Origin of the sequence: Paramagnetospirillum marisnigri (genome assembly GCF_001650715.1) — a bacterium.
In the GTDB taxonomy this organism is placed as follows: Bacteria; Pseudomonadota; Alphaproteobacteria; order Rhodospirillales; family Magnetospirillaceae; genus Phaeospirillum; species Phaeospirillum marisnigri.
In genome coordinates this window covers 14,017-39,061 of the sequence record NZ_LWQT01000088.1, presented here as the reverse complement: position 1 = coordinate 39,061, position 25,045 = coordinate 14,017, and the positions used below count along the sequence as shown (strand labels likewise).

The following is a 25,045-nucleotide window of genomic DNA, read 5'->3' as shown; positions in this document are numbered from 1 at the left end:
GGCGAAATTCAGTGCGAATGGCCGGGATGGTGGACATGGCCATGGCCGACTTCCTCGGCCGAGGCGGCACGGATGGCGGCGACGGTGCATTCGAAATCCAGCACCACGCCCGCCAGCGGGTGATTGGCGTCCAGCACCGCCTTGCCGTCCTCGATATCGGTGACGCGATAGATGTTGGTCTCGCCGCTGCCATCGGAGGAGGCGCCTTCGAACTGCATGCCCACCTGGAGATTGGCGGGGAACTTATCCACCGATTCCACCTCCACCAGTTCGGCGTCGTACTCGCCGAAAGCCTCGTCGGGCTGCAGCCGCACCTTCAGGGTGGCGCCCACCGCCTTGCCCTCCAGGGCCTCCTCGATCTTGGGGAAGATGCCGTCGTAACCGCCGTGCAGGTATTCGATGGGGGTCGAACCATCGTCGATCAGCTGACCATCGGGGTCCTTGACCATGTAGTTCAGGGTAACGACGGTGTCCTTGGCGACCAAAGTGCTCATGACGGGGTGTCTCCGGTTTTCTTTCCGCCGATCCTGGGCTCCTCGCCCCGGACCAGCCGGATGATGTTGGATTTGTGGCGATAGAACCCCATCACCGCCAACCCGGCGGCCATCAGGGCATAGTCTGGTCCGGCGAAATAGAAGGCATAGGCGGGGGACAGGGCCAGCCCCACCAGGGCCGACAGCGAGGAATAGCGGAAGACGGCGGCGACGAGAATCCAGGTGCCGCAGCAGGCCAGCCCCACCGGCCAGGAGGCCGCCATCAGCGTGCCGAAGGTGGTGGCCACCCCCTTGCCGCCCTTGAAGCCCAGCCAGACCGGGAAGTTGTGGCCCAGAACGGCGGCGAAGCCCGCCACCGGCACCACCTCGCGGCCCAGCAGGACCCAGACCAGCCCGACGGCGATAGCGCCCTTGCCGCCATCCAGCAGCAGCGTGGCCAGGGCAAGCCCCTTGCGCCCGGTGCGCAGCACATTGGTGGCGCCGATATTGCCCGAGCCGATCTGGCGGATATCGCCCAGCCCGGCGAGGCGGGTCAGCACCAGGCCAAAGGGGATCGAGCCCAGCAGATAGCCCGCGACGGCGGCGAGGATCAGGTCGAACGCCATTCAAACCCCTCGGATGGAGAGCAGCGACTGGGCCGTTGATGCCCCGCGAGCGCGTGCGAGCGTAAGCCAAGAGAGCGGAGCGAGCGCCCGGCGCCTGAGGGACAACTAACAATCCCCCAGATACACGGTGCGGCCGTCGACCACGGTACGCATCACCATGCCCTGGACCGGGCGGTCGTCGAAGGGCGAGTTCTTGGACTTGGAGCGGAACTTCTTGGCCTCCACCTTCCAGCCGCGCTCGGGGTCGAACAGCACCAGATCGGCCGAGGCCCCCACCTTCAGCCGCCCGGCCGCCAGCCCCAGCACGTCAGCGGGGGCGCAGGTGATCAGCTTCAGCGCGCCCAGCAGGTCGAGATGACCGTTATGGGCCAGTTCCAGGGTGACCGGTAGCAGGGTTTCCAGCCCGACACCGCCGAACTCGGCGGCAGCGAACGGCACCCGCTTGGAATCCTGGTCCTGGGGGGCGTGGTCGGAGGCCACGGCGTCGATGGTGCCGTCGCGCAGCGCCGCCACCACCGCCACCCGGTCGGACTCGGTGCGCAACGGCGGCGACAGCTTGGCGAAAGTGCGGTAATCGCCCACCGCCAGCTCGTTCAGGGCGAAATAGGGCGGCGCGGTATCGCAGGTGACCTTGAGCCCCCGCGCCTTGGCCTTGCGGATGATGTCGATGCCCTCGGCGGTGGAGACATGGGCGGCGTGGTAGCGGCCGCCGGTGATCTCCACCAGCCGCATGTCGCGCTCCAGCATGATGGCCTCGGCCGCCGCCGGGATACCCGACAGCCCCATGCGGGTGGCCAGTTCGCCTTCGTTCATCAGGCCGCCCTCGGCCAGCGAGGGCTCTTCCGGATGCTGCACCACCATCAGGCTGAACGTGGCGGCATAGGACAGGGCGCGGCGCATGAGTTGGGCGCTGCGGATGGCCCTGACCCCATCGGTAAAGCCGAGCGCGCCGGCCTCGGCCAGCATGCCCATCTCGGACAGTTCCTTGCCTTCCAGGTTCTTGGTGGCGGCGGCGTAGGGATAGACCTTGGCCAGCCCGATCTTGCGGGCGCGCCGGGCGACGAATTCCACCGAGGCGACATCGTCGATCACCGGATCGGTGTTGGGCAGGCAGACCATGGCGGTGACGCCGCCCGCCACCGCCGCCTCGCCCGCCGATTTCAGGGTCTCCTTGTGCTCCTCGCCGGGTTCGCGCAGTTGCACGCGCATGTCCACCAGACCGGGAGCAAGACACAAACCCTTGCAGTCCACCACCTCGATCCCCGAGGGAACGCCGCCCTGGAACAGGCCCGGCCCCACATCGGCCACCGTCTCGCCATTGGTCAGCAAGGCTCCCTTGGCGTCCAGCCCGGTGGCCGGGTCCAGCAGTCGGGCATTGACATAGGCCACCAGGCCGGAGGGATTGCGGGCGGCCATCACGCGGCTCCTTCGGACGCGGGCAGGCCGCGGGTCAACAGGTCGAGACAGGCCATGCGCACCGCCACGCCCATTTCCACCTGGGCGCGGATCAGGGAGCGTTCCACATCGTCGGCCACGTCGGAATCGATCTCGACGCCCCGGTTCATGGGGCCGGGATGCATGATCACCGCGTCGGGCTTGGCGATGGCCAGCTTCTCGCGATCCAGGCCGAAGAAGTGGAAATACTCGCGGATGGAGGGGATGAAATTGCCGCTCATGCGTTCGTTCTGGATGCGCAGCATCATGATGACGTCGACGTCGGCCAGCCCCTTGCGCATGTCGTGGAACACCTCCACCCCCATGCGGTCGACGGCGGAAGGCAGCAGGGTGCGCGGCCCGATCAGCCGCACCGAGGCCCCCATGGCGTTCAGCAGATAGATGTTGGACCGCGCCACCCGGGAATGACGCACATCGCCGCAGATGGCCACCGTCAGCCCCGACAGCTTGCCCTTGTGGCGACGGATGGCCAGGGCGTCCAGCAGGGCCTGGGTGGGATGTTCGTGGCTGCCGTCGCCGCCGTTGATGACGGCGCAGTTGACCTTTTCCGACAGCAGCTTGACCGCGCCCGAATCGGGATGTCGCACCACCAGTACATCAAGATGCATGGCGTTCAGGGTCATGGCGGTGTCGATCAGGGTCTCGCCCTTCTGCACCGATGATCCCGCCGACTGCATGTTGATGACGTCGGCGCCCAGACGCTTGCCCGCCAGTTCGAAACTGGTGCGGGTGCGGGTCGAGTTCTCGTAGAACAGGTTGATCACGGTGCGACCGCGCAGCAGGTTCTTGCGCTTGTCGTTGGAGCGGTTCTGCTCGACATAGCCCTCGGCCAGATCGAGCAGTTGGGTGATCTCGACCGGCCCCAGACCCTGGATGCCGAGGAGATGACGGTGCGGGAAGCGTGCGTCTGTCATGGTCCGCGAACTATAGGGCGGCTCGCGCCCACGGGCAAGACGCCAGCACCCCGCTCATACCGTGTCGGTGACACTCTTGCCCGCGACGTATTTGGACAGCTTGGTGTCCTCGCTTACCGTATGGCTGGCAAACCAGTGGAACAGGAAGGGGATCAGGCTCGACAACCGATTGATGCCGCGACAGATATCATCCACATGGCTGTTGAGCTCCTGCAACACCTCGGCATGCCCACGCCGATGCGCCATGATATCGGGATAGCCATGGTCTTCCATGATGTTCTCTTCGCTGGTGAAGTGAAACTCGGTATAGAGCTTCAACTCGCGCAGAAGCCTAAGCACCTTCATCACGTCACCGCCCTCGCGGATCAGAACGTCGATGGACTTGATGATGTCGAAAAACACCCGATGCTCGGAATCGATGCGCGCATGCCCGACCTCGAAGAGTGGACTCCATTCGATGGTGATGGAATTCCCCATACCTGGCAGCATCAACTCCCCCTTATCGGTTAAGGATTCCACGGACAGGGGTCCGCGCCACCTCGATCGACCCTACACTAACCGGTCTTCTCGCAACTCGGAAGGGACGAGCGCCAAACGATCCTATCCGTATCGTCGAGACGGTCTTGGACGCACCGCCCCAACTCATCCCAGGGACGCCGGTCGAAATACATCCGGGCCCGCCCCGAGGTCGAGGGAAGCACGAAGAGCGGGATTCCATCCAATGTCTTGGACTGAAGGCCGTATCCGACCGAACGCCGAGCGAAATAGACACCGGCGGCGAATTTGCTGCTGAACGCGATCATGCCCGGACGATGGCGGCGCATCTTTTCGACAAAGCCAGCGACATCGAACCCTTCGCGGCTGAGTTCGGCATCGGCCCCCCATTCGGTCTTGTTCAAGTCGGTGAGGCCGAGCCCGAAGCCCAGGACTTCGCGACACTCCGCCGGAGCCAGCAGGCGCGGCGTCAACCCGGCCTCGAACAGGGAGATCCAGAAGATGTTGCCGGGATGGGCGTAATAGGCCCCGGCCTCCTTGGAGGCCCGGCTTGGCGCCGTTCCGCACAGCACCAGCTTCAAACCATCGGCCAGGACGTCGGGGACGATCACCTTGCGCCCGCCCGTCCCGGTCACGGCCGCAGACGGCGCAGCGTCTCCAGTCCCACCTTGGCCAGGCTGGGATACACCGCCAGCGCGCCGCTGAAATCATCGCCGCTGGTATACATGCTTTCGCTCACCACCACCCCCAGCCCGGCGGCGCAGGCGGCCCGCACGCCATTGCTGGAATCCTCGATGGCCAGGCATTGCCCGGCATCGAGCCCCAACTGCGTCATGGCCATGTGATAGACCTGGGGATCGGGCTTCTTGCGGGTGGTATCCTCGCCGCAGACGATGACCGGGAACCATTCCCGGCGATGGCCCAGCAACGCCACCACATTGGCCCGGCTGGTCGTCGACGCGATGGCCAGCTTGAGCCCCGCCGCGCGGGCCTCGGCGATCAGGGCGTCGACACCGGGGCGAAAGGCTACCCGGCCGCTATTGACCATGTCGGTATAGATTTCGGTCTTGCGCCGATGCAGCGCCGCCACCAGTTCCGGCGAGGCATCGGGGTCATAGGCCAGGATGCGTTCGCGCCCGCCCGACACCTTCAGCAGTTTGCGATAAAGCTTGGGATCCCAGCGCCAGTTCAGTCCCAACTGCCCGAACGCCAGCAGGAAGGCATGGCGATGCGCTTCCTCGGTCTCGGCCAGGGTGCCGTCCACGTCGAAGATCAGCGCCGCCAGGGTCACGACTGTCCTCCCGGCGCCCAGCCGGGCGGCGCCATCTCGAAGCCCTCGAAGCGGAAGGCGGGCGATACCGTGCAGCCCACCAGGGTCCAGGCCCCCAGCGGCTCGGCCGACTGCCACGCCCCCGGCGGCACGACCACCTGGGGGATATGGCCGTTGGCGATATCGGGCCCCAATACGGCGTCGGTCTCGACGCTGCCGTCCTCGGACTGGCGCAGCACCAGCGGCGAGCCCGCGTGGAAATGCCAAATCTCGGTCGCGTCCACCCGGTGCCAGTGCGAGCGCTCCCCCGCCTTCAGCAGGTAGAAGATGGCGGTGCCGACGCCGCGCGAGCCATCGGCGGGCGCGTCGCGCCAGGTCTCGGCGTAATGGCCGCCCTCGGGATGGGGACGCAGCCCCAGGCGGGCGATGATGGCCTCGGCCTCGTTCATTCTTTGGGTTCCGTGGCGACCAGGGACGGCCGGGTGATGGTCTGGGCGTACCATGCCGCCAGCCTGGGCCGGTTGGGGCGCCAGGCATCGGTGGGGAAGCGGAAATCCAGATAGGACAGCGCCACCGCCATGGTGATCTGGCCGATCATGAAGGTGGCGCCCCAGCTGGCGCACTCTTCCTCCAGCACGTCCAGCGCCCGGTCGATGGCGCGCTGCTGGCGGTCGGTCCAGTCGGTCCAGCGCTTGTCCTCGGGGCGCATGGTGGCTTCCAGCCGACGCACCAGCGCCGCGTCCAGGATGCCGTCGCCCAAGGCCTGCAGCTTCAACTGGGTCCAGCGGGTGCCGCCCGAGGCGGGAAACAACTTGCAGCCGTCATGCAGCGAGTCCAGGTATTCGCAGATCACCGGCGAATCGAACAGGGCCTCGCCGCCATCGGTGACCAGGGCGGGCACCTTGCCCAGGGGATTATCGCTGGGAAGGTCGGTATCGGGCGCCCAGGCATTGGTGGGCACCATCTCGATGCGGCTGTCCAGCCCGGTTTCCTTGGCGACCACCACGCATTTGCGGGCATAGGGCGAGGTGGCGGAAATGCGCAGCTTCATGGCGGGGTCCTTCGACAACGGGCCGGGGGCACCCATGCTTGGCCCGCCCGGCGGCGGAGTCAAGTCTTCCTGGTCGCTGGATAATGGCGATGAAATCCATCACACTGCGCGGCGGACCAGCAAGGGGAGACCGCCATGCGGCGTGGGATCGTGGCTTTGATCGGTATGGCGGCCCTGGCCGCCTGCTCCAATGCGAACGAGGAAACCCTGGGGCGCCTGCAACCTGGCCGCACCACGGTGGAGGCGGCCGTTGCCGCCCTGGGCAGCCCCGACCGCGACGAGGCGCTGGCCGATGGCTCGCGCATGCTGACCTATACCGATGTGATCGCGCTGCCGCGTCCGGCCACCTTCGCGCCGGGTCTGGTCTATGCCTGGGGCGGCTGGAAGGTCACCAATAACGAGGCCGGGCTGATGTTCGGCCCCGATGGGCTGCTGCGCTTCTGGTCATGGTCGACCAATCGCAATCCGTCCATCAAGGTGGTGGGCCGCGACGTGGTGCCCCATCCCGGCCTGGACCCGGAACACGACCCCAAAAACCAAGACCCCCATCCCGAAAACGGGACGGGGGCCTCGCGGTCCTACGGCAACCCGGCCAACTGACGTCGGCCGGGTTTCGGCGAGCGGGTCAGTTCCCACACGGCGGGGGCACGCCACAGCCGCGACTTCAGCAGTTCGCGTTCGAACAGCATCTCCTTGGGCACCCGGTCGAAGAACTTGTCGAACAGCTCTTCCTGGCTGCGGGCGTCGGAAACACCGGCCTCGCGGTCGATGCGCATCAGGTCCTGGAACTTGTCGCGGGCATAGTCCATGCCGCTCCATTCCATGTCCTGGTACTTGGGCACCAGGCCGATGGGGCTTTCCACCGCGGCGGCATTGCCCTGGACCCGGTCGATGATCCACTTCAGAACCCGCATGTTCTGGCCATAGCCCGGCCACATGAACTTGTTGTTCTCGTCGCGGCGGAACCAGTTGACCCGGAAGATCGGCGGCGGATTGTTGACCTTGCGGCCCATGTTGAGCCAGTGGTTGAAGTAATCGGCCATGTTGTAGCCGCAGAACGGCAGCATGGCGAAGGGATCGCGGCGGATGGCGGCCTGGCCGACGGCGGCGGCGGTGGCTTCGGAGCCCATGGTGGCGCCGAGATAGACGCCATGGGCCCAGTTGAAGCTTTGCACCACCAGCGGCGCGTTCTTGGACAGACGACCGCCGACGATGAAGGCGGAGATGGGCACGCCCGCCGGGTTCTCCCAATCGGGATCGACGCTGGGGCACTGGCTGACCGGCGCGGTGAAGCGGGCATTGGGATGGGCGGCGGGGTCCTTGGACTCCGGCGTCCAGTCCTTGCCCTTCCAGTCGATCAGATGGGCGGGCGGGGCATCGCTCAGGCCTTCCCACCACACATCGCCCTCATCGGTCATGGCGACATTGGTGAAGATGGAATTCTTGGCGCAGGCGGCGATGGCGCTGGGATTGGTGGCGGCGCCGGTGCCAGGAGCGACGCCGAAGAACCCGGCCTCCGGGTTGATGGCGTAGAACTTGCCGTCCTTGCCCGGCTTGATCCAGGCGATGTCGTCGCCCACGGTCCAGATCTTCCAGCCATCGAAGCCCTTGGGCGGCACCAGCATGGCGAAATTGGTCTTGCCGCAGGCGCTGGGGAAGGCGGCGGCCACATAGGTCTTCTCGCCCTTGGGGCTTTCCACGCCGACGATCAGCATGTGCTCAGCCAGCCAGCCCTCGTCGCGGGCCATCACCGAGGCGATGCGCAGGGCGAAGCACTTCTTGCCCAGCAGGGCGTTGCCGCCGTAACCCGAGCCATAGGACCAGATCTGCCGTTCCTCGGGGAAATGGGAAATGGTGATGTTGTCGGGATTGCAGGGCCAGGCCACGTCCTTGGCGCCATCTTCCAGGGGGGCGCCGACCGAATGCAGGCACTTCACGAAGTCGCGGTCACCGCCCAGCAGGTCGAGTACCGGCTGGCCCATGCGGGTCATGATGCGCATATTGGCGGTGGCATAGGCGGAATCGGTGATCTGCACGCCGATATGGGCGATGTCCGAGCCCAGCGGCCCCATGGAGAACGGCACCACATACATGGTGCGGCCCTTCATGCAGCCGTCATACAGCTTGGTCATGCGGGCCTTCATCTCGCCGGGCTCGACCCAATTGTTGGTGGGGCCGGCATCGTTCTTGTTGTGCGAGCAGATGAAGGTACGGTCTTCGACACGGGCGACGTCGCGGGGGTCGGAGCGGCAGAGATAGGAACCGGGGCGGAGCGCGGGGTTCAACTTGATCATGGTGCCACCGGCAACCATCATCTCGCACAGGGCATCGTATTCCTGCTGGGAACCGTCACAGATATGGATGCTGGCGGGGCGGCACAAGCGCGCCATCTCGTCGATCCAGGCCAGGAGTTTGGTATTCATGGTCGTCCCGCCGGGGATACCGAGCTTGCTCATGTCCGTCCTTCTCCGCTTCGCAAGACCGCTGACGGCTGTACCGCCGCCTTGAAATGAGGACGCGAAGATAGCCCCCGGGACGGCGCCGGGCAATGGCCTTGGTGGGAAAAGTTCACCGAAACTTAAGAATTACTCGAATGCCTGACCTGCGGTATTGACGAAGCTGCGCCAGGCCTGTTCCGGACCCTCGGCGGGAGTGTCGAAATCCACCCTCGCCGAGGCCTCTCCCGACGCCAGATCGACCCCGTCCAGGTCGATCCCCACCGCCTGCCAGGCCCCGCCCCCCACAAGGCCCGCAAGCTGCTCGGGAGCCAGGGCGTTGATCCGGTCCAACAGCCCGGTTTCGGCCGTCGCCATGGCGGCGGCCGCAGCCTCGGAGACCAGCGGCGCGTCGAACCACACCGCCCTGGCGAAGCCACCGACGAAATGAACCCGCTCGATCCGCAGCCGCCAGATGCCGAAATCGCCAAAACCGGCATAGAGCGCCGCGGCCGGATGACGGGCCAGGAAGCGGGAGCGCAGGCGCGGATCGCTATCGGGCTCGGCGCTCCCCACCAGGGTGACGCGGGGGCCGGTCTGGGGATTGGCATGCCCCTCGGTCCCGTCCAGCAGCAGCGAGGCCCGGGGATCGGCCCGCAGATTGCGGGTATGATCCGCCAGACCCGACAGCAGCAGGATGGGCGACAGGTCGTGATCGAAGGCCAGCGTCACCAGCGAGACATAGGGGCGGCCATCCAGGCTGGTGGCCAGCGCCGCCTTGCGTTGCGCCCGCGCCACCTGCCGCAGGGCGAAACGATTGTTGGCGGGCAGGGCGGCGGCATCTTCGGTCATGGTGGTCCTCGCTTGTCTTGGCCGGGGATCATCGCAGATGACGGTCCGCGTGGGAATCGTCCAGGCCCCGAACCGATCCTTCCGGAAGTGATTGCGACTCAGCCGCACCAGGGCGTAGTCTGATTTCTTGGTCCTCAGCCGAGGAGGTATGGGTGTCGTTTGACGGCATCATCGGGTCGGATGGCGCGAACCGCGTCCGCAGCGCGCAATCCGCTGCGGCGGCCGGTGGCGTATTGGCGGCCATCCCCATCCGACAACGCTCGGAACCCCTCGATTCGTCGCAAGTCTCACGCCGCCCGGCCCCGTCGCAGCGCGACCGCTTTCAGGTCGCCCCCAAGGCCGACGACACATCGCCCAACCGGTCCCGCGCCACCCGCGATGACGCCCCGGCCGAACGGGGAACGGACGGTCCGGTTTCCGCCTTCCTGGCCCAATCCCTGGCCCAGGACGGAAACGGCGCGGAGTCTCCCGCCGTCGCCGCCGATATCAGGATCGGCATCGACGCCTATCGCCGCGCCGCCGGCCCCGAGACCGGTGAAACCGATCCCCAGGTGGATATCCTGCCTCCTCCCGGGGGCGCCCTCGCCTCCGGCCATCGCCTGGATCTGGCGATATAAAGATCATGATCGGGCCTTCACCCCATGGTGAAGGAGCGACGGCATCACCATATCCATAATCTGCGCACGGTCTCTCAACGCTGAGAGGAAAATCGCATCGCGGCAAATCATCTTTGCAGTTGATGCATATGGAAGAAATATAAAATCTACGCAGAATAAGAGGCACTTACTAGTGTGTCGGTTTTCCACAAGACATGAGGATAGGGGTTGATCAGGGGCTTATTTCCGACTATGTGAAGAGGAAGGTCGCCATGACTGATACACCGTATATAGTTCAAAATGCGGCCAAGCTCACTAGTGATAAACTGAAAAACATGCCCCAAAACACTGAGGCGAAAGCCGAGCGTCCCATGAATCGCGCCAATGACACCGATCGCCATGTGGGCACCCGCATTCGCGAGCGGCGGATCATGCTGGGCCTGTCCCAGCAGCAGATGGCCGACCTGATCGGCGTGACCTACCAGCAGGCCCACAAATACGAGCGCGGCATCAACCGCATCTCGGCCGGACGGCTGTACGAGATCGCCCAGGTGCTGGGGGTTCCTGTTGGTTTCTTCTTCGAAGGCCTGGAAAACCGCCGGGGCGCCGATCTGTCGGCCCGCCAGCGCATGTGCCTGGAACTGGCGCGCAATTTCACCAGCATCGCCAACGAGAAGCATCAGGACGCCCTGTCCCAGTTGGCCCGCGCCCTGGCCAGCGAAAGCTGATCAGGCGAATCCCAAACGCCTGAGGGCCCAGTCCGCCATGGCGCGGACCTGGGAAGAGGCATCCTGTTGCAGGCGCCGGGCCACCTCGGCCAGGTCCGGTCGGCCGCTATTCCCCACCGCCACCAGCACCGAGGCGACCAGCCGGTCGCGCCCCGCCCGCTTGACCGGCGAGGCGGTGAAGACCTCGCGGAAGGCGGCCTCATCCAGCCCGGCCAGATCCGCCAGACGGGGAAAGCCCAACTCGACCCGGGACAGGAAGTCCGGCTCGACGGTGGGCGTCGCGAACTTGTTCCAGGGACAGGCCGCCAGGCAGTCGTCGCAGCCATAGATGCGGTTGCCCATCAGCGGCCGCAGCTCATCGGCGATGTCGGCCTTGGCCTCGATGGTCAGATACGAGATGCAGCGGCGCGGCTCGATCCGTCCGTCCCCGTCCAGCGCCCCGGTGGGGCAGGCATCGACACAGGCCCGGCACGATCCGCAGTGATCGGTTTCGGGCGGATCGGGCTCGACCTCCAGGGTGGTGAGGATTTCCGACAGGAACAGCCAACTGCCCCAGCGCCGGGATACGATATTGGTGTGCCGCCCGCGCCAGCCCAGCCCGGCCTGCTCGGCCAGGGGCTTTTCCATCAGCGGCGCGGTATCGACGAACACCTTCAACTCACAGCCCCAGGTCTGGGCCAGCCAGCGGCCCAACGCCTTCAGCCGTTTCTTGACCGTGTCGTGATAGTCGCGGTTGCGGGCATAGACGCTGATATTGCCCCGGTCGGGCTGGCGGGTGGCCGCCAGGGGGTCGTAGCCGGGAGCATAATTGGTGCCCAGCACGATGGCGCTGCGGGCCTCGGGCCACAAAGCGGCGGGGCTGGAGCGGCGATCAAGGGTCTCGGCCATCCAGGCCATGTCGCCGTGCCGCCCCTCGGCCACATAGGCGGCCAAGTCGTCGCCAAATCGGGCGGGCAGGGTGGCGGCGGCGAAGCCAACGGCGGAAAAGCCCAATTCCAGCGCCTTGGCGCGGATCAGGGATTTGGGGGAGTCACCCTCTTCCACGGTATCCGGGCACGCCCTGGTCGGGCAGCCACAGGCCCTCGGGCGGGGTGCCGGTCTGCCAGAACACGTCGATGGGAATGCCGCCCCGCGGATACCAGTAGCCACCGATGCGCAGCCAGACCGGCTTGCAGGCCTCCACCAGCCGCTTGCCGATGCCCACGGTGCAGTCCTCGTGGAAGGCGCCGTGGTTGCGGAACGAGCCCAGGAACAGCTTCAGCGACTTGCTTTCCACCAGCGAGGCGGCGGGCACGTAGTCGATCACCAGATGGGCGAAGTCGGGCTGGCCGGTGATGGGGCACAGCGAGGTGAATTCCGGCGCGGCAAACCGCACCAGATAGGTCGTGCCGGGATGGGGATTGGCCACGACCTCCAGCACCGCCGCCTCGGGCGAGTCGGGCAGCGGCGTCTGCCGCCCCAGCTGGGTCAGGCCGTCGCTCACGTCAAACCTCCCGTCAACTGGGGCCGCCATTCATGCGGCGGATGGTGTTAGTGGTGCTTTGCCCATCCACCAACTCGGCCAGCACCACCTTGCCGCCCCATGACTGCACCTGCTCGGCGCCCACCACCGTATCGATGGTGTAATCGGCGCCCTTGACCAGCACGTCGGGCCGCAGGGTCTCGATCAGGGATAGCGGCGTGTCCTCGCCGAAGATCACCACCAGATCCACCATGGCCAGGGAGGACAGCACCGTGGCCCGCGCCGTCTCGGGTTGCACCGGCCGGGTCGGCCCCTTGAGCCGCTGCACCGAAGCGTCGCTGTTCAGCCCCACCACCAGCCGGTCGCAGGCGGCCCGGGCCTGGGTCAGGATCGAGACATGGCCGGGATGCAGCAGGTCGAAACAGCCATTGGTGAAGCCCACCTTCTGGCCCTTGCGCTTCCAGCGGTCCACCAGTTCGGCGGCCGAGATGGCCGACCACATGATCTTGGATTCGCCCTGGGCGAGGTCGCCATGATGCAAGGCCGCCACCACTTCCTCGGCATAGGCCACGGCCGTACCGACCTTGCCGACCACGATACCGGCGGCGACATTGGCCAGACGGGCGCCTTCCACCAACGTCGCCCCCGAGGCCATGGCGGCGGCCAGGGTCGCCACCACCGTATCGCCCGCACCGGACACGTCGAACACCTCGCGCGCTTCCGCCGCCAGATGGTTGACCGTGCCGTCGCGGGTGACCAGGGTCATGCCGTCCTGGCTGCGGGTGACCAGCACCGCCTCGATGTCGCAGGTGGCGATCAGATGGCTGGCGGCGGCGACCACCGCCTCGTCACCGTCCACCGGCATGCTGGTGGCCTCGGCCAGTTCCTTGCGATTGGGGGTGACGATGGTGGCCCCGGCATAGATGGAATAGTCCGACCCCTTGGGATCGACCACCACCCGCTTGCCCGCCGCGATAGCCCGGCGGATCAGCTCGGCGGTAACCGGTGGCGCCAGCACGCCCTTGCCGTAATCCGACAGGACCATCACCCCGGCCTTGGGCAGCAGACGCTCGACCCGGGTCAGCAACTGTTCGCGGATGGCATCCGACACCGGCATGCGCGACTCGCGGTCGGCGCGCAGCAATTGCTGGTGCGAGGCGAAGAAGCGGGTCTTGATGGTGGTCTGGCGGCCGGTCTCGACCACGATGCAGGGGTCGATTTCTCCATGTTCGCCCACCAGACGGGTCACCTCGCGCCCGGCGACATCGTCGCCAACCACCGAGACGAAGGCCGGCGCGGCCCCCAGGGCCACCAGATTGCGCACCACATTGCCCGCTCCGCCCAGCATGGCGGTTTCCCGCTCGATGAACACCACCGGAATGGGGGCCTCGGGGCTGATCCGGTCCACCGAACCATAGACGAAGCGGTCCAGCATGGCGTCGCCGATGCACAGAACCCCGGTGTTGCGAAGCTTCTCGACGCGATCGACAAGGGCGGAAAATTCGGTCATGGAACCCCGGTTTTCGAGAGGGATCGGCCTGTCGGGCTCGGTTAACCCAACGGGCCTCGGCTTGCAAGATAAAAGGCTCAGGTCCCCAGGAAACGGCGGCTGTTCCCTTCCAGCACCAGGCAGGTCAGACGCCCGGTGCGATAGGCCAAGGTGTCGATAGCGATGCGATGGGGATGGATTTCCGGCTCGGTCACGCCGGTATGTCCATGCACCACGACCTTGTCGAAGGGGCCTTCATGGCTGAGGAAGGGTTCGCGAATCCACATCAGGTCGAAACTGTCTTGCTGCTCCAGCGAAATGCCGGGGCGGATGCCCGCATGCACAAACACATAGTCGCCTTCCACATGGCGGGCGGGCATGCGCGACAGGAAGCGCAGATGGGTCGGCGGCATGGCGCGGTACAGCTTGCGCTGCAGCGCCGGATAGTCGGCCACCAGATCGTCGGGAAGTCCGCCGAGATAGGACCTCAGCGCCTCCAACCCGCCATTGCGGAACCAGGACGGCGCCATGGAGAAGTCGGCGAGGAACTGCATCAGATAGTCTTCATGATTGCCGCGCAGGCAAACCCATTGCGATCCGGCCAGCGGCCCCGAGGCGGGCGGTCCCGCCACCAGCCGATCAACCACCGCCCGGGAGTCCGGCCCACGATCGATCAGGTCGCCCAGGCAGACCACCACCACCCGGTCGGGCGGGCTTTCCGCCAGACGCGCGCAAGAGACATCCTCGGCGATGAGATCCAGCAAAGACCCCAGCAGATCCAGCCGACCATGGATGTCGCCGATGGCATAGACCCTGGTCCCCTTTGGCGGCGCCATCTGGGGCGGCGCCATCGGTGAGAGATCGTTTTGCGGCAATGCTTGTTTGCTCATTTCCTCTAGGACACACCGACCGGCCAATGGTATTTTCACGAATTGTAACCTCGCTTTATATCTGGCGGGCAAAAATGGTCCTGGCAAGCACGGACCGAGAAATGGAGATGGGATGAACGCCGGAGCGTTCGGAACTGGGCAGCAGGAAGTCGTCACGCCCGAGAACCTTCTTTACGATGCCGCCGAACGGGTGGGGCGCATCAGGGAGGGGCGCGTGGCGTTACACCTGCATCTGTCGCAGTTGCAGCCCGCCAATCGCGACGAGGGCCGCATCCGCATCGCCTTCCGCCTGTTCGAGACCATGGTCGACGCCTTCCATGGCCAGATGTTCCTGCTGACCAATTCCGATATCGTGCTGCTGTGCAAGGACGCGCGCATCAGCGAGCTGGACGCCATGGTGTTCAAGCTGCGCGCCCTGTTCTCCACCGATCCGCTGACCTATGCCGAATCCGCCGATGGCCAGGACCGCTTCGTCACCTATTACGACCTGGAAGCGGATTTCGATACCTTCTTCTCGCTGTGCGGCGCCATGGTCGCCCAGGCCAAGAAGCAGATGGCCGCCGACCGCAAGGCGCCGCAAATCCAGGAACTGGATTCCAAGACACTGACCAAGGTCCTGGAACGCATCGGCGCCACCGACATCGCGGGCGTGGTGCGGCGCCAGGCCTGCATCATCATCAACGACAAGATGACCGCCGAGGTGGCGTTCCAGGAATTCTTCATGTCCATCATGGACCTGCAGAAGGCCCTGGCCCCCGACGTCAACATCCTGTCGAACCGCTGGCTGTTCCAGCATCTGTCGCAAATTCTCGACCTTCGGGTGCTGTCGGTGCTGCAGGATTCGGGCTTCCGCAAGATGCCCGCCGCCTTCTCGGTCAACCTCAACATGGCCACCATCGAGACGCCGGTGTTCCAGCAGTTCGAGGCCTCCATCCGGGGCCGCGCCGGGCTGGTGGTGGAATTCCAGCTGCTCGACATCTTCAACGACCTGGACGGCTTCTTCCGGGCGCGCGACAAGCTGCGCTCGCGCGGGCACAAATCGGTGCTGGACGGCATGAGCCCGCTGACGCTGCAGTTCATGGACGCCGAGCTGTTCGACACCGATTTCGTCAAGGTCAGTTGGAGCCCCGACATGATCGACGACATCAAGACCGCCGAGTTGCAGCACGCGCTGGGTCCGGTGGGCTTCGACCGCGTCATCTTGTCGCGCTGCGACACCGAACTGTCCATTTCCTGGGGACTGGCCCAGGGCATCCGCATGTTCCAGGGACGCTTCCTGGACTCCATGATTTCCGCCGTCACCATGGCCCAGTGCGACAAGTCGTCCGCCTGCACCTTGAACCAATGCACCCAGCGCCATGGCGTCCTGACCGGCCGCACCCGGGTGGAATGCGGCAATAACGACATGCTTGACGCCTTCCCGCCGCTCAAGGCCCTCCGGTAGCGCCGCCCATGTTCAACCCGCCCCCCGCCGCCGCCCAGCCCCGCGCCGCCAGCCAGGAAAACCTGCTGCTGGACTATGTCCACCGGCTGGAGCGCCACCGCGCCGACCGCAAGGCGGTCCACGTCCACCTGTCCGGCCTGCAGGCGGTCAACCGCCGCGACCACCATATGCGCATCGCGGGCAATACCTTCGAGAACCTGGTCAAGATGATGCAGGCCCAGGTGTTCACCATGGGCAATTCCGACCTGATGGTGATCTACAAGGCCCAGGCCCAGGACGAGGTCGAGGCGGCGGTGGTCAAGCTGCGCTTCCTGTTCTCGGAAGACCCGCTGGTGCTGGAGGAACAGCATTCCGGCGGCGGCAGCGGCCATTTCAGCACCTGGTATTCCCTGGACCGCGAATACGAGGTGCTGCTGACCCTGGCCCAGAAGATGGTCCAGGACGAGGCCGCCAAGCGCGCCGCCAAGGCCTCTCCCACCGCCATGGCCAATCGCGGCCCGCAAAAGCCGTCGGGATCGCCCTTCACCCCGGAACTGCTGGCCCGGGTCGAGAACTCGCTGGGCCAGGCCGACCTGGCCAATCTGATGCGCCGCCAGGCCATCTGCGCCATGGTGGGCAAGGCTCCGCCCCAGCCGGTGTTCCACGAGCTGTTCATCTCCATCGCCGATCTGCGCCAGACCCTGTTTCCCAGCGTCAACGTCAATTCCAGCCCCTGGCTGTTCCAGCAGTTGACCGAGACCCTGGATCGCCGCGTCCTATCCTTGCTGAACAAGCACGACGACCGCACCCTGGAAGGCGATATCAGCATCAATCTCAATGTCTCCACCATCCTGACCCCGGAATTCCTGGTGTTCGACGACAACATCAAGGCGGGCATGCGCGGCACCATCGTGCTGGAACTGCAGAAGGTGGATATCTTCGCCGATCTGGGCGCCTATCTGTTCGCCCGCGATTTCGCCCATGACCGGGGCTATCGCATCTGCATCGACGGCCTGACCTATCACCAATTGTCCTTCGTCGACCGCGAGCGCCTGGGCGCCGACCTGATCAAGCTGGTCTGGGACCCGTCGCTGACCGAGGAAAAGGACAAGAAGACCGAGGCGCTGCGCCGCATCGGCGTCACCCGCATCATCCTGTGCCGCTGCGACAACCAGGCGGCCATTGAATTCGGCCATTCGGTGGGCATCACCCTGTTCCAGGGCCGCCATATCGAGACCCTGGTCCAGGGCGACCCGCGCAAGCGCGGCCTTAGGGCGCGGCCCCGGCCTTGACGGCGGCGATCAAGGTCTCGTCGGTCAGCAAGCGCTTCGGGCCGGTCCTGGCGGTGGACGATATCAGCTTCACCGTGGAAACCGGTTCGACCACGGCGTTGCTGGGCGGCAACGGCGCCGGCAAGACCACCACGCTATCCATGCTGCTGGGGCTGCTGCTGCCCAGCAGCGGCGCCATCGCCATCCTGGGCGAGGACATGGTGCGCCACCGCTATCGGGTGCTGCCGCGCCTCAATTTCTCCAGCCCCTATGTGGAACTGCCGCTGCGCCTGACCGTGCGCCAGAACCTCACCGTCTATGGCCATCTCTACGGCGTCGCCCAATTGGGACACCGCATCGCCGAACTGGCCGAGGAACTGGAGCTGGCCGACTTCATCGACCGCCCGGCGGGCAAGCTGTCGGCCGGTCAGAAGACCCGGGTGGGGCTGGCCAAGGCGCTGCTGAACAAGCCGGACCTGCTGATGCTGGACGAGCCCACCGCCTCGCTGGACCCCGACACCGCCGACTGGGTGCGAAGCTATTTCCAGGACTACCGCGACCGCACCGGCGCCACCATCGTGCTGGCGTCGCACAACATGACCGAGGTCGAGCGCATGTGCGACCACGTCCTGATCATGAAGCAGGGCCGCATCGTCGACCAGGGCTCGCCCGCCGAGCTGATCGGCCGCTTCGGCCGCGACACGCTGGAGGAAGTGTTCCTCGACATCGCGCGCGACCGCCGCAAGGCGGCGGAGTCATGAGCGAGGCGCAGCCGAAGCGCGGCGCCATTGTCTTTGGACCCGGGCGGGCTATAGCCCGCAGGGAGGCGCCCGGAGCGCAGCGGAGGAGCCCCTCAGCAGGAGCAGTGCTCCTGCGAGACCTATGGGAAGGGGCCGCGAGGCCCCGCCCGGCGAATGAGGGACAAACATGACTCTCTTCCTGTCGCTGCGCCGCGTCGGCGCCATGTGCCTGCGCCATCTCTACATCCTGAAGGGATCGTGGCCGCGCATCCTGGAAATGGCCTATTGGCCCGCCATCAACATGGTGGTGTGGGGCTTCACCAGCCAGTTCTTCGCCACCAACTCCACCTGGGTGGCCCAGGCGGGCGGCGTGCTGATCGGCGCCGTCATCCTGTGGGACGTGATGTTCCGGGGCAATCTGGGGGTGGCGCTGTCCTTCCTGGAGGAGATGTGGTCACGCAATCTCGGCCATCTGTCGGTCAGCCCCCTGCGCCCGGCCGAGCTGGTGGCCTCCATGCTGTGCATGAGCCTGGTGCGGACCGTCATCGGCGTGCTGCCCGCCGCCTTTCTGGCCATTCCGCTCTATCACTTTTCCATCTTCGAACTGGGCCTGCCGCTGCTGGCGTTCTGGGCCAGCCTGATGGTCAGCGGCTGGGCCATCGGCCTGGGGGTTTCCGCCCTGGTGCTGCGTTTCGGCCTTGGCGCCGAGAGCCTGGCCTGGGTGCTGATCTTCGCCATCGCGCCGCTGGCCGGAATCTATTACCCCATCAGCACCCTGCCCGTCTGGCTGCAACCCTTGGCCTGGGCGCTGCCGCCCGCCCATGTCTTCGAGGGCATGCGCTCGCTGATGCTGGGCCACGGCTTCCGCGCCGACCTGCTGGTCTCGGCCTTGGCCCTGAACGCGCTCTATCTGGCCGCCGGGGTGGCGGTGTTCCTGTGGGTGTGGCACGGCGCCCGCATTCGCGGCGCCCTGCTCAACGTGGGTGAGTGACAAGACCGCCCGCCCCGCGATACATAGATCAGCAGTTTCAGACCGGGGACCATTCGCCATGCCAAGCTTCGACGTCGTTTCCAAGACCGACCTCGCCGAGGTCGACAACGCCCTTGCCGGCATCATGCGCGAAGTGGCGCAGCGCTACGACTTCAAGGGCTCCAAGTGCTCGGCCGAGCGCAAGGACCAGATCATCACCGTGCTGGCCGACGACGACATGAAGCTGAAGCAGATGCACGAACTGCTGGCCGTCCACTTCACCCGGCGCAAGGTCGACCCCAAGGCGCTGGACTATCAGACGGTGGAAAAGGCTTCGGGCAACACTGTGCGCCAGGTGGTCAAGATCAAGGACGGCATCGAAACGGTGCTGGCCAAGCGCCTGGTCAAGGAGATCAAGGACGCCAAGCTGAAGGTGCAGGTGGCCATCCAGGGCGACGAACTGCGCGTCACCGGCAAGAAGCGCGACGACCTGCAAGAGGCCATCGCCCTGCTGAAGAAGCTGGAAGTGGACCAGCCGCTGCAATACATCAATTTCCGGGATTAGACGCTGTCCGGTTTAGGTGGAAGCATCCTCTCCCCCCGTCATGGCCGGGCTTTACCCGGCCATCCATGGACCCTCGGATCAAGTCCGGGGCTGATCCGGGCATCCACGCCCATCCGCCAAACTCATTGTTTCTCAGGGCGGTTAGGCGGAGCCACGTGGATCACCGGGACGCAGCCCGGTGATGACGACTGAAAAGGAAGCCCCTTGGTGCCTTGGTGGTGACCCACCTGATCCATCAGCCGGATTTTGAACCGGACGACCCCTACCGCGCCCGGATCTCGGCGATGCCGTCGCGGGCCAACTGGTCGGCGCGTTCGTTCTCTGCATGCCCGGCATGGCCCTTGACCCAGTGCCAACTGACCTTGTGACGCGAGACCGCCTCGTCGAGCAGCCGCCACAGATCCTCGTTCTTCACCGGCTTCTTGTCGGCGGTCTTCCAGCCCCGGGCCTTCCAGCCGCGCAGCCATTCGGTCATGCCCTTCATGACGTATTGGCTGTCGGTGTAAAGATCGACGGCGCAGGGCCGGGTCAGGGTCTTCAGCGCCTCGATCACCGCCATCATTTCCATGCGGTTGTTGGTGGTGGCGGGATCACCGCCCTTCAGTTCCTTCTCCTTGCCCTTAAAGCGCAGGATGGCGCCCCAGCCGCCGGGGCCGGGATTGCCGGAACAGGCGCCATCGGTGAAGATTTCCACCGAGGCGGGCTTAGCATCCTCGCTCATGATGTTTGTCCCTCAGGCGTGGGAAAGGGCCTCATTCGAGGCCGTATTCGCCGGGGCCGCCGACGCCTTGGTGGAACACCAGCTTGCGGAAATATTCCATGGGGTCCTTGCGCTTGACATAGGCCCCGGCGGGGGTGTTCAGCCAGTCATAGCTGCGCGTCAGCAAGAAGCGCAGGGCGGCGCCCCGGGCCAACAGCGGCAGGGCGTCCATCTCGTCGGCCGACAGGGGCCGCACCCGGCGATAGCCGCCCAGCATCAGCCTGGCCTTGGTGGCGTTGAAGGCGCCGTCGGCTTCGAAGCACCAGGCGTTGAGGCAGATGGCAATGTCATAGGCCAGGAAATCGGTGCAGGCGAAATAGAAGTCGATCAGCCCCGACAAGCGTTCCCCCAGGAAGAACACATTGTCGGGGAACAGATCGGCATGGATCAGACCCACCGGCAGGGATTGGGGCCAATGGGCCTCGAGATAGGCCAGTTCCGCTTCGACCACTTCGGCCAGGTCGGCCTTGATCTCGGGGGCGCGGGGCCGGATGGCCTCGAACAGGCCGCGCCAGCCGTCCAGCGACAGATTGTTGGGCCGGGTCAGGGGGAAATCGGCGCCCTTCAGATGCATCTCGGCCATGGCCGGGCCAAGCTCGGCGCAGTGGTTCAGCGCGATGCGGCGGTGCCACACCCCCTTGAGGAAGCTGACCAGGGCGGCGGGGCGCCCGCAGAGGCTGCGCAGGATGCGGCCATCGCGGCCCTTGATGGGGGTGGGGCAGGCCAAGCCGCGCGCCGCCAGATGCTCCATCAATCCGATGAAGAACGGCAGGTCGTCGGGATTCACCCGGCGCTCGTACAGGGTCAGGATATAGGAGTCACGGTCGGTCTGGAGCAGGTAGTTGGTATTCTCCACGCCTTCGGCGATGCCCTTGCACGACACCACCTGGCCGATATCGTATTCGGCGACGAACGCATCCAGCTCGTCGTCGGAGACCTCGGTATAGACCGCCATTCCCCCCCGCCCCCTTGTTTCGCGTCTATTCCGACAAAGCCTGCGGCAGCTTGAAGGTCACCGTCTCGGTGGTCACCTTCACCTCCTCGATAGTGACGTCGAAGCGTTCGCGCGCGGCGGCCACCACTTCCTCCACCAGGATTTCCGGCGCCGAGGCCCCGGCGGTGATGCCCAGCCGGTCCACTCCATCCAGCAGGCTCCAGTCCACCTCGGCGGCGCGCTGCACCAGCACCGAGCGGGCGCAACCCGCCCGGGCCGCCACTTCCACCAGCCGCGACGAGTTCGACGAATTGGGCGAGCCGATCACCATCAGCGCCTCGCAGCGCGGAGCAATGGTCTTCACCGCCGCCTGCCGGTTGGTGGTGGCGTAGCAGATGTCTTCCCGCTTCGGCCCGACGATGTCGGGGAAGCGGCGGTACAGAACCTCGGTCACCGCCGCGGCGTCATCCACCGACAGGGTGGTCTGGGTGATATAGGCCAGCATCTCGGGATCGACCGGCTGCACCTCCTCCGCCTCGGCCGGGGTGCCCACCAGCAGCACCGCGCCTTCGGGAACCTGGCCGATGGTGCCGATCACCTCGGGGTGCCCGGCATGGCCGATCATGATGATCTGGCGCCCCATGGAATGGTGCAGCTCGGCCTCGCGGTGGACCTTGGTCACCAGCGGGCAGGTGGCGTCCAGCGAGGTCAGGCCGCGACGGTCGGCCTCGGCGGGAACCGTCTTGGGCACGCCATGGGCCGAGAACACCACCGCCGCGTCGTCGGGCACCTCGTCCAGTTCCTCGACGAAGACCGCGCCCTTCTGCGCCAGGGATTCCACCACGAACTTGTTGTGGACGATCTCGTGGCGGACATAGACGGGGCGGCCATATTTCTCCAGCGCCTTCTCCACCACATGGATGGCGCGGTCGACACCGGCGCAGAAACCGCGCGGGCTGGCCAGGACCAGGGTCAGGGGGCGTTTGGCGGGAACGGTGGCATTGGTCACGAGCATTACCCTCTTGGTCAAGGCGGCTGTCGGCTTGTGCGGCGTCGCCGCCTTCTTTAAAGTCGATCCGTGTTTAGCAGATGTTGCACCGTCGAAGGAAGAATGGCATGAGCGATTTCGCCAACCGGCCTGAAAGCCTTCCGGTCTCCCCTCCCTGGTTCAGGAAGCCCATGCCCCTCCGTCTCTCCCGTCTGGCCGTGCTCGCCGTGGCCGCCCCGCTCGCTCTTGCCGGTTGCGCCAGCGATTTCGACATCTTGAACCCCACCAAGAAGCGCACCCCGCCGCCTTGCCCGCCCATCTACATCCTGTCCGACGCCGCCAAGATCACCCAGTACCGGCCAGGGCCGGGGCGCGATCTGACCGATGTGGAATTGGAAGCCGAGATCGTGGCTTTCAAGGGGGAGTGCTCCTACACCCCCAAGGGGTCCGAGGTCACCATCCAGGTCGGCTTCGAGGTCAAGCGCGGCCCCGCCGCCACCTCGCGCGAGTCGACGCTGAACTATTTCGTCGCCATCCCGAAATACTATCCCTCGGCCGCGGCCAAGGCCGAATTCTCGGTGCCGGTGAAATTCCCGGAAGGGATGGACCAGGCCCGGACCACCGACAACGATGTGTTCATGCTGCTGCCCATCAAGAGCAAGGACATCATCAATGATTACGAGATTTATATCGGCTTCCAGCTTTCGCCCGAGGAATTGGAGGCCAATCGCCGCCTGAAGCGATAGGCGGCGCGCCACCCAATCATCGGTGATGATCGGGCGATGACCTACAACATATAGATCACAACTCGGGTTGACTCCATGGGTGGGGCGTCTAAGATGGCCCCCGCAGATGATCCCCGTGGGAGAGATCGCCCCGGTTCCGGCAACGGAGCCGAGGGTGGCGCCGAAGGAGCAACCGCCCCTGGAAACTCTCAGGCAAACGGACCGCGGGGGGATGAAACTCTGGAAAGCGTGCCGGATGGCCCCGCAAGGCTGACCGGCCCACCGACGATGTAAGCCGCCACCGCCCCCTGGGCGAGACGGTGAATCTTTCAGGTTCCAAGGACAGAGGGGGGCAAACCGGACGACGCCACAGGCATGTCCGCGAGCCCTTTGACCCCGGCGGCCCATGCCGCCAAGGAGGAACCCGGTGAGCGATTCCCATACCCCATTGCTGACAGTCCCCCTGGACGCGCTGCATCGCGAGCTGGGCGCCAAGATGGTGCCGTTCGCGGGCTATTCCATGCCGGTGCAGTACCCGGCCGGGGTTCTGGGCGAGCATCTGCATACCCGCGCCAGCGCCGGGCTGTTCGACGTCTCGCATATGGGGCAGGTGGAAATCAGGGGCAAGGACTGCGCCCGCTGGCTGGAGACCCTGGTCCCCGGCGACATCATCGGCCTGGGCCTGGGCAAGACCCGCTATACCGTCTTCACCAATGACCAAGGCGGCATCCTCGACGACCTGATGGTCAGCAAACTGGCCGACGACCACCTGTTCCTGGTGATCAACGCCGCCTGCAAGCATGAGGACTTCGCCCATATGCAGGCCGCCATCGGGACCCAGGTCGAGATGCGCATGATCACCGACCGCGCCCTGGTGGCGCTGCAAGGCCCCAAGGCGGCCGAGGCGCTGGGAACCCTCTGCCCCGATGCCCTGGCCATGACCTTCATGACCATCCGCGAACTGGACATCGCGGGCATCGGTTGCCTCGCCACCCGCTCGGGCTATACCGGCGAGGACGGCTGGGAGATTTCGGTCCCCACCGACCGGGCCGAGGAGTTGGTGCGCAAGCTGCTGGCCCTGCCCGGAATCATGCCCGCCGGTCTGGGGGCGCGGGATTCGCTCCGCCTGGAAGCCGGGCTGTGCCTCTATGGCTCGGACATCGACACCGCCACCACCCCGGTGGAAGCGGGTCTTTCCTGGATTCTGGGCAAGCGCCGCCGCGCCGAGGGCGGCTTCCCCGGCGATGCCATCATCCAGAAGCAACTGGCGGAAGGCCCTTCCCGCCTGCGGGTCGGTATCCAGCCGCTGGGCCGGGCGCCCGCCCGTGCCCATACCGAGATCACCGACGAGGCGGGCAACCGCCTGGGCGAAATCTGTTCCGGTGGTTTCGGCCCCTCGGCCGACCGCCCCGTCGCCATGGGCTATGTCCCCAAGGACTTCGCCGCCCAGGGCACCAAACTGAAACTGATGGTTCGCGGCAAGGCGCTGGATGCCGAGGTCGCTTCCCTTCCCTTCGTCCCCCACCGCTATTTCAAGGGCTGAGCTATGAGCGAGATGCGTTTCACCAAGGACCACGAGTGGATCAAGGTCGAAGGCGACCAGGGCACCGTCGGCATTTCCGATTACGCCCAGCACGCGCTCGGCGACGTGGTGTTCGTCGAGGTCCCCGAGCCGGGCCGCACCATCGCCAAGGGCGACGAGGCCGCCGTGGTGGAGTCGGTCAAGGCGGCGTCCGAGGTCTATTCCCCGGTGTCGGGCACCGTGACCAAGGGCAACCAGGCCATCGTCGACCAGCCCGGCCTGGTCAACGAATCCGCCGAGGATGGCGCCTGGTTCTTCAAGCTGACCCTGTCCGATCCGGCCGAACTGGCCGACCTGATGGACCGGGCCGCCTATGACGCCTATCTCGCGACCCTGGAATAGGACCTTTCG

The 25,045-nt window shown here is 65.8% G+C and carries 29 protein-coding genes and 1 riboswitch; of the genes, 11 read left to right on the top strand and 18 right to left on the bottom strand.

Annotated features, from left to right (window positions below):
* Positions 1-8: 8 nt before the first annotated feature.
* From A6A04_RS16220 to A6A04_RS16180, 9 genes are all read right to left on the bottom strand, one after another.
* On the bottom strand, positions 9-494 hold the full coding sequence (locus A6A04_RS16220; RefSeq protein ID WP_068494731.1) for an FKBP-type peptidyl-prolyl cis-trans isomerase: 486 nt from the start codon (positions 492-494) through the stop codon (positions 9-11).
* Entirely contained in the window at positions 491-1,099 is a 609-nt protein-coding gene (gene plsY, locus A6A04_RS16215) for a glycerol-3-phosphate 1-O-acyltransferase PlsY (RefSeq protein ID WP_068494729.1), read from the bottom strand. The genes A6A04_RS16220 and plsY overlap by 4 nt, the downstream gene beginning before the upstream one ends.
* 105 nt (positions 1,100-1,204) lie before the next feature.
* On the bottom strand, positions 1,205-2,515 hold the full coding sequence (gene pyrC / locus A6A04_RS16210; protein WP_068494727.1) for a dihydroorotase: 1,311 nt from the start codon (positions 2,513-2,515) through the stop codon (positions 1,205-1,207).
* Entirely contained in the window at positions 2,515-3,468 is a 954-nt protein-coding gene (locus A6A04_RS16205) for an aspartate carbamoyltransferase catalytic subunit (RefSeq protein WP_068494726.1), read from the bottom strand. The genes pyrC and A6A04_RS16205 overlap by 1 nt, the downstream gene beginning before the upstream one ends.
* A gap of 54 nt (positions 3,469-3,522) precedes the next feature.
* Complete coding sequence (locus A6A04_RS16200) at positions 3,523-3,957, bottom strand: bacteriohemerythrin (RefSeq protein ID WP_082914990.1); 435 nt, start codon at positions 3,955-3,957, stop codon at positions 3,523-3,525.
* Positions 3,958-4,022: 65 nt separating this feature from the next.
* Entirely contained in the window at positions 4,023-4,598 is a 576-nt protein-coding gene (locus A6A04_RS16195) for a mismatch-specific DNA-glycosylase (RefSeq protein ID WP_245651252.1), read from the bottom strand.
* Positions 4,595-5,254, bottom strand: a complete 660-nt coding sequence (locus tag A6A04_RS22495) for an HAD-IA family hydrolase (RefSeq protein WP_068494721.1) — start codon at positions 5,252-5,254, stop codon at positions 4,595-4,597. The genes A6A04_RS16195 and A6A04_RS22495 overlap by 4 nt, the downstream gene beginning before the upstream one ends.
* Positions 5,251-5,682, bottom strand: a complete 432-nt coding sequence (locus A6A04_RS22490) for a cupin domain-containing protein (RefSeq protein WP_068494719.1) — start codon at positions 5,680-5,682, stop codon at positions 5,251-5,253. Before A6A04_RS22490 ends, A6A04_RS22495 begins: the two co-directional genes overlap by 4 nt.
* The gene (locus A6A04_RS16180) at positions 5,679-6,284 is read right to left on the bottom strand and encodes a glutathione S-transferase N-terminal domain-containing protein (RefSeq protein WP_068495073.1); all 606 of its coding nucleotides are present in this window, start codon (positions 6,282-6,284) and stop codon (positions 5,679-5,681) included. The genes A6A04_RS22490 and A6A04_RS16180 overlap by 4 nt, the downstream gene beginning before the upstream one ends.
* Before the next feature lie 135 nt (positions 6,285-6,419).
* On the opposite strand from A6A04_RS16180, the gene A6A04_RS16175 reads away from it, so the two are divergent.
* Entirely contained in the window at positions 6,420-6,884 is a 465-nt protein-coding gene (locus A6A04_RS16175; RefSeq protein ID WP_245651251.1) for a hypothetical protein, read from the top strand.
* On the opposite strand, the gene A6A04_RS16170 is transcribed toward A6A04_RS16175, so the two are convergent.
* Both A6A04_RS16170 and A6A04_RS16165 read right to left on the bottom strand, forming a co-directional pair.
* A complete protein-coding gene (locus tag A6A04_RS16170; protein WP_245651250.1) occupies positions 6,863-8,707 on the bottom strand; it encodes a phosphoenolpyruvate carboxykinase (GTP) in 1,845 nt (614 codons plus the stop codon). The genes A6A04_RS16175 and A6A04_RS16170 overlap by 22 nt on opposite strands.
* 162 nt (positions 8,708-8,869) lie before the next feature.
* On the bottom strand, positions 8,870-9,571 hold the full coding sequence (locus A6A04_RS16165; protein ID WP_068494717.1) for a HugZ family pyridoxamine 5'-phosphate oxidase: 702 nt from the start codon (positions 9,569-9,571) through the stop codon (positions 8,870-8,872).
* Between the two features lie 152 nt (positions 9,572-9,723).
* On the opposite strand from A6A04_RS16165, the gene A6A04_RS16160 reads away from it, so the two are divergent.
* Both A6A04_RS16160 and A6A04_RS16155 read left to right on the top strand, forming a co-directional pair.
* Positions 9,724-10,188: a hypothetical protein gene (locus tag A6A04_RS16160; RefSeq protein WP_068494716.1), complete on the top strand. Its 465-nt coding sequence runs from the start codon at positions 9,724-9,726 to the stop codon at positions 10,186-10,188.
* A gap of 350 nt (positions 10,189-10,538) precedes the next feature.
* Positions 10,539-10,895: a helix-turn-helix domain-containing protein gene (locus tag A6A04_RS16155; RefSeq protein ID WP_172822793.1), complete on the top strand. Its 357-nt coding sequence runs from the start codon at positions 10,539-10,541 to the stop codon at positions 10,893-10,895.
* On the opposite strand, the gene queG is transcribed toward A6A04_RS16155, so the two are convergent.
* The 4 genes from queG to A6A04_RS16135 form a co-directional block, all read right to left on the bottom strand.
* On the bottom strand, positions 10,896-11,939 hold the full coding sequence (gene queG / locus A6A04_RS16150; RefSeq protein ID WP_068494713.1) for a tRNA epoxyqueuosine(34) reductase QueG: 1,044 nt from the start codon (positions 11,937-11,939) through the stop codon (positions 10,896-10,898). It abuts the gene before it with no gap.
* Positions 11,926-12,408: a preQ(1) synthase gene (gene queF / locus A6A04_RS16145; RefSeq protein WP_068494711.1), complete on the bottom strand. Its 483-nt coding sequence runs from the start codon at positions 12,406-12,408 to the stop codon at positions 11,926-11,928. The genes queG and queF overlap by 14 nt, the downstream gene beginning before the upstream one ends.
* Positions 12,392-13,867, bottom strand: coding sequence for a D-glycero-beta-D-manno-heptose-7-phosphate kinase (rfaE1, locus tag A6A04_RS16140; RefSeq protein WP_068494709.1), 1,476 nt, complete (start codon positions 13,865-13,867; stop codon positions 12,392-12,394). Before rfaE1 ends, queF begins: the two co-directional genes overlap by 17 nt.
* Before the next feature lie 77 nt (positions 13,868-13,944).
* Positions 13,945-14,697 carry a metallophosphoesterase family protein gene (locus A6A04_RS16135; RefSeq protein ID WP_082914988.1) on the bottom strand — a complete coding sequence of 251 codons (753 nt, stop codon included), beginning with the start codon at positions 14,695-14,697 and terminating at the stop codon, positions 13,945-13,947.
* Positions 14,698-14,848: 151 nt separating this feature from the next.
* Here A6A04_RS16135 and A6A04_RS16130 point away from each other — a divergent pair, with 151 nt between their 5' ends.
* The 5 genes from A6A04_RS16130 to A6A04_RS16110 all read left to right on the top strand — a co-directional run bounded on the left by A6A04_RS16130 (position 14,849) and on the right by A6A04_RS16110 (position 19,705).
* Positions 14,849-16,180: a hypothetical protein gene (locus A6A04_RS16130; RefSeq protein WP_068494708.1), complete on the top strand. Its 1,332-nt coding sequence runs from the start codon at positions 14,849-14,851 to the stop codon at positions 16,178-16,180.
* 8 nt (positions 16,181-16,188) lie between these two features.
* On the top strand, positions 16,189-17,451 hold the full coding sequence (locus A6A04_RS16125; protein WP_068494706.1) for an EAL domain-containing protein: 1,263 nt from the start codon (positions 16,189-16,191) through the stop codon (positions 17,449-17,451).
* Complete coding sequence (locus tag A6A04_RS16120) at positions 17,448-18,191, top strand: ABC transporter ATP-binding protein (RefSeq protein WP_068494704.1); 744 nt, start codon at positions 17,448-17,450, stop codon at positions 18,189-18,191. Before A6A04_RS16125 ends, A6A04_RS16120 begins: the two co-directional genes overlap by 4 nt.
* Positions 18,192-18,357: 166 nt before the next feature.
* Positions 18,358-19,161, top strand: a complete 804-nt coding sequence (locus A6A04_RS16115) for an ABC transporter permease (protein WP_068494701.1) — start codon at positions 18,358-18,360, stop codon at positions 19,159-19,161.
* Positions 19,162-19,219: 58 nt separating this feature from the next.
* Entirely contained in the window at positions 19,220-19,705 is a 486-nt protein-coding gene (locus tag A6A04_RS16110; RefSeq protein WP_068494700.1) for a YajQ family cyclic di-GMP-binding protein, read from the top strand.
* A 262-nt stretch (positions 19,706-19,967) separates the two neighbouring features.
* Here A6A04_RS16110 and rnhA read toward each other — a convergent pair whose 3' ends face one another.
* Genes rnhA through ispH form a run of 3 tightly spaced genes read right to left on the bottom strand, consistent with a single transcriptional unit; the run spans position 19,968 to position 22,408 of the window.
* A complete protein-coding gene (gene rnhA, locus A6A04_RS16105) occupies positions 19,968-20,426 on the bottom strand; it encodes a ribonuclease HI (protein WP_068494698.1) in 459 nt (152 codons plus the stop codon).
* A 31-nt stretch (positions 20,427-20,457) separates the two neighbouring features.
* Positions 20,458-21,420: a homoserine kinase gene (locus A6A04_RS16100; RefSeq protein WP_068494696.1), complete on the bottom strand. Its 963-nt coding sequence runs from the start codon at positions 21,418-21,420 to the stop codon at positions 20,458-20,460.
* A 25-nt stretch (positions 21,421-21,445) separates the two neighbouring features.
* On the bottom strand, positions 21,446-22,408 hold the full coding sequence (ispH, locus tag A6A04_RS16095; protein WP_456095285.1) for a 4-hydroxy-3-methylbut-2-enyl diphosphate reductase: 963 nt from the start codon (positions 22,406-22,408) through the stop codon (positions 21,446-21,448).
* A 107-nt stretch (positions 22,409-22,515) separates the two neighbouring features.
* Between ispH and A6A04_RS16090 the strand changes: the two genes are divergently transcribed.
* From A6A04_RS16090 to gcvH, 3 genes are all read left to right on the top strand, one after another.
* Positions 22,516-23,133 (top strand): hypothetical protein, encoded by a 618-nt coding sequence (locus A6A04_RS16090; protein WP_245651249.1) that lies wholly within the window; start codon positions 22,516-22,518, stop codon positions 23,131-23,133.
* Positions 23,134-23,239: 106 nt separating this feature from the next.
* Positions 23,240-23,347, top strand: a riboswitch (glycine riboswitch).
* Between the two features lie 192 nt (positions 23,348-23,539).
* Entirely contained in the window at positions 23,540-24,655 is a 1,116-nt protein-coding gene (gene gcvT / locus A6A04_RS16085; RefSeq protein WP_068494692.1) for a glycine cleavage system aminomethyltransferase GcvT, read from the top strand.
* A gap of 3 nt (positions 24,656-24,658) precedes the next feature.
* Positions 24,659-25,036 carry a glycine cleavage system protein GcvH gene (gcvH, locus tag A6A04_RS16080; RefSeq protein WP_068494691.1) on the top strand — a complete coding sequence of 126 codons (378 nt, stop codon included), beginning with the start codon at positions 24,659-24,661 and terminating at the stop codon, positions 25,034-25,036.
* Positions 25,037-25,045: the final 9 nt, after the last annotated feature.

Excerpts from the sequence above, each read along its gene's own strand:
- A6A04_RS16220 (WP_068494731.1), bottom strand. The coding sequence starts at position 494 with ATGAGCACTTTGGTCGCCAAGGACACCGTCGTTACCCTGAACTACATG.
- plsY (WP_068494729.1), bottom strand. The coding sequence starts at position 1,099 with ATGGCGTTCGACCTGATCCTCGCCGCCGTCGCGGGCTATCTGCTGGGC.
- pyrC (WP_068494727.1), bottom strand. The coding sequence starts at position 2,515 with ATGGCCGCCCGCAATCCCTCCGGCCTGGTGGCCTATGTCAATGCCCGA.
- A6A04_RS16205 (WP_068494726.1), bottom strand. The coding sequence starts at position 3,468 with ATGACAGACGCACGCTTCCCGCACCGTCATCTCCTCGGCATCCAGGGT.
- A6A04_RS16200 (WP_082914990.1), bottom strand. The coding sequence starts at position 3,957 with ATGCTGCCAGGTATGGGGAATTCCATCACCATCGAATGGAGTCCACTC.
- A6A04_RS22490 (WP_068494719.1), bottom strand. The coding sequence starts at position 5,682 with ATGAACGAGGCCGAGGCCATCATCGCCCGCCTGGGGCTGCGTCCCCAT.
- A6A04_RS16180 (WP_068495073.1), bottom strand. The coding sequence starts at position 6,284 with ATGAAGCTGCGCATTTCCGCCACCTCGCCCTATGCCCGCAAATGCGTG.
- A6A04_RS16175 (WP_245651251.1), top strand. The coding sequence starts at position 6,420 with ATGCGGCGTGGGATCGTGGCTTTGATCGGTATGGCGGCCCTGGCCGCC.
- A6A04_RS16170 (WP_245651250.1), bottom strand. The coding sequence starts at position 8,707 with ATGAATACCAAACTCCTGGCCTGGATCGACGAGATGGCGCGCTTGTGC.
- A6A04_RS16165 (WP_068494717.1), bottom strand. The coding sequence starts at position 9,571 with ATGACCGAAGATGCCGCCGCCCTGCCCGCCAACAATCGTTTCGCCCTG.
- A6A04_RS16155 (WP_172822793.1), top strand. The coding sequence starts at position 10,539 with ATGAATCGCGCCAATGACACCGATCGCCATGTGGGCACCCGCATTCGC.
- queF (WP_068494711.1), bottom strand. The coding sequence starts at position 12,408 with ATGGCGGCCCCAGTTGACGGGAGGTTTGACGTGAGCGACGGCCTGACC.
- rfaE1 (WP_068494709.1), bottom strand. The coding sequence starts at position 13,867 with ATGACCGAATTTTCCGCCCTTGTCGATCGCGTCGAGAAGCTTCGCAAC.
- A6A04_RS16135 (WP_082914988.1), bottom strand. The coding sequence starts at position 14,697 with ATGGCGCCGCCCCAGATGGCGCCGCCAAAGGGGACCAGGGTCTATGCC.
- A6A04_RS16130 (WP_068494708.1), top strand. The coding sequence starts at position 14,849 with ATGAACGCCGGAGCGTTCGGAACTGGGCAGCAGGAAGTCGTCACGCCC.
- A6A04_RS16125 (WP_068494706.1), top strand. The coding sequence starts at position 16,189 with ATGTTCAACCCGCCCCCCGCCGCCGCCCAGCCCCGCGCCGCCAGCCAG.
- A6A04_RS16115 (WP_068494701.1), top strand. The coding sequence starts at position 18,358 with ATGACTCTCTTCCTGTCGCTGCGCCGCGTCGGCGCCATGTGCCTGCGC.
- A6A04_RS16110 (WP_068494700.1), top strand. The coding sequence starts at position 19,220 with ATGCCAAGCTTCGACGTCGTTTCCAAGACCGACCTCGCCGAGGTCGAC.
- rnhA (WP_068494698.1), bottom strand. The coding sequence starts at position 20,426 with ATGAGCGAGGATGCTAAGCCCGCCTCGGTGGAAATCTTCACCGATGGC.
- A6A04_RS16100 (WP_068494696.1), bottom strand. The coding sequence starts at position 21,420 with ATGGCGGTCTATACCGAGGTCTCCGACGACGAGCTGGATGCGTTCGTC.
- A6A04_RS16090 (WP_245651249.1), top strand. The coding sequence starts at position 22,516 with ATGAGCGATTTCGCCAACCGGCCTGAAAGCCTTCCGGTCTCCCCTCCC.
- gcvH (WP_068494691.1), top strand. The coding sequence starts at position 24,659 with ATGAGCGAGATGCGTTTCACCAAGGACCACGAGTGGATCAAGGTCGAA.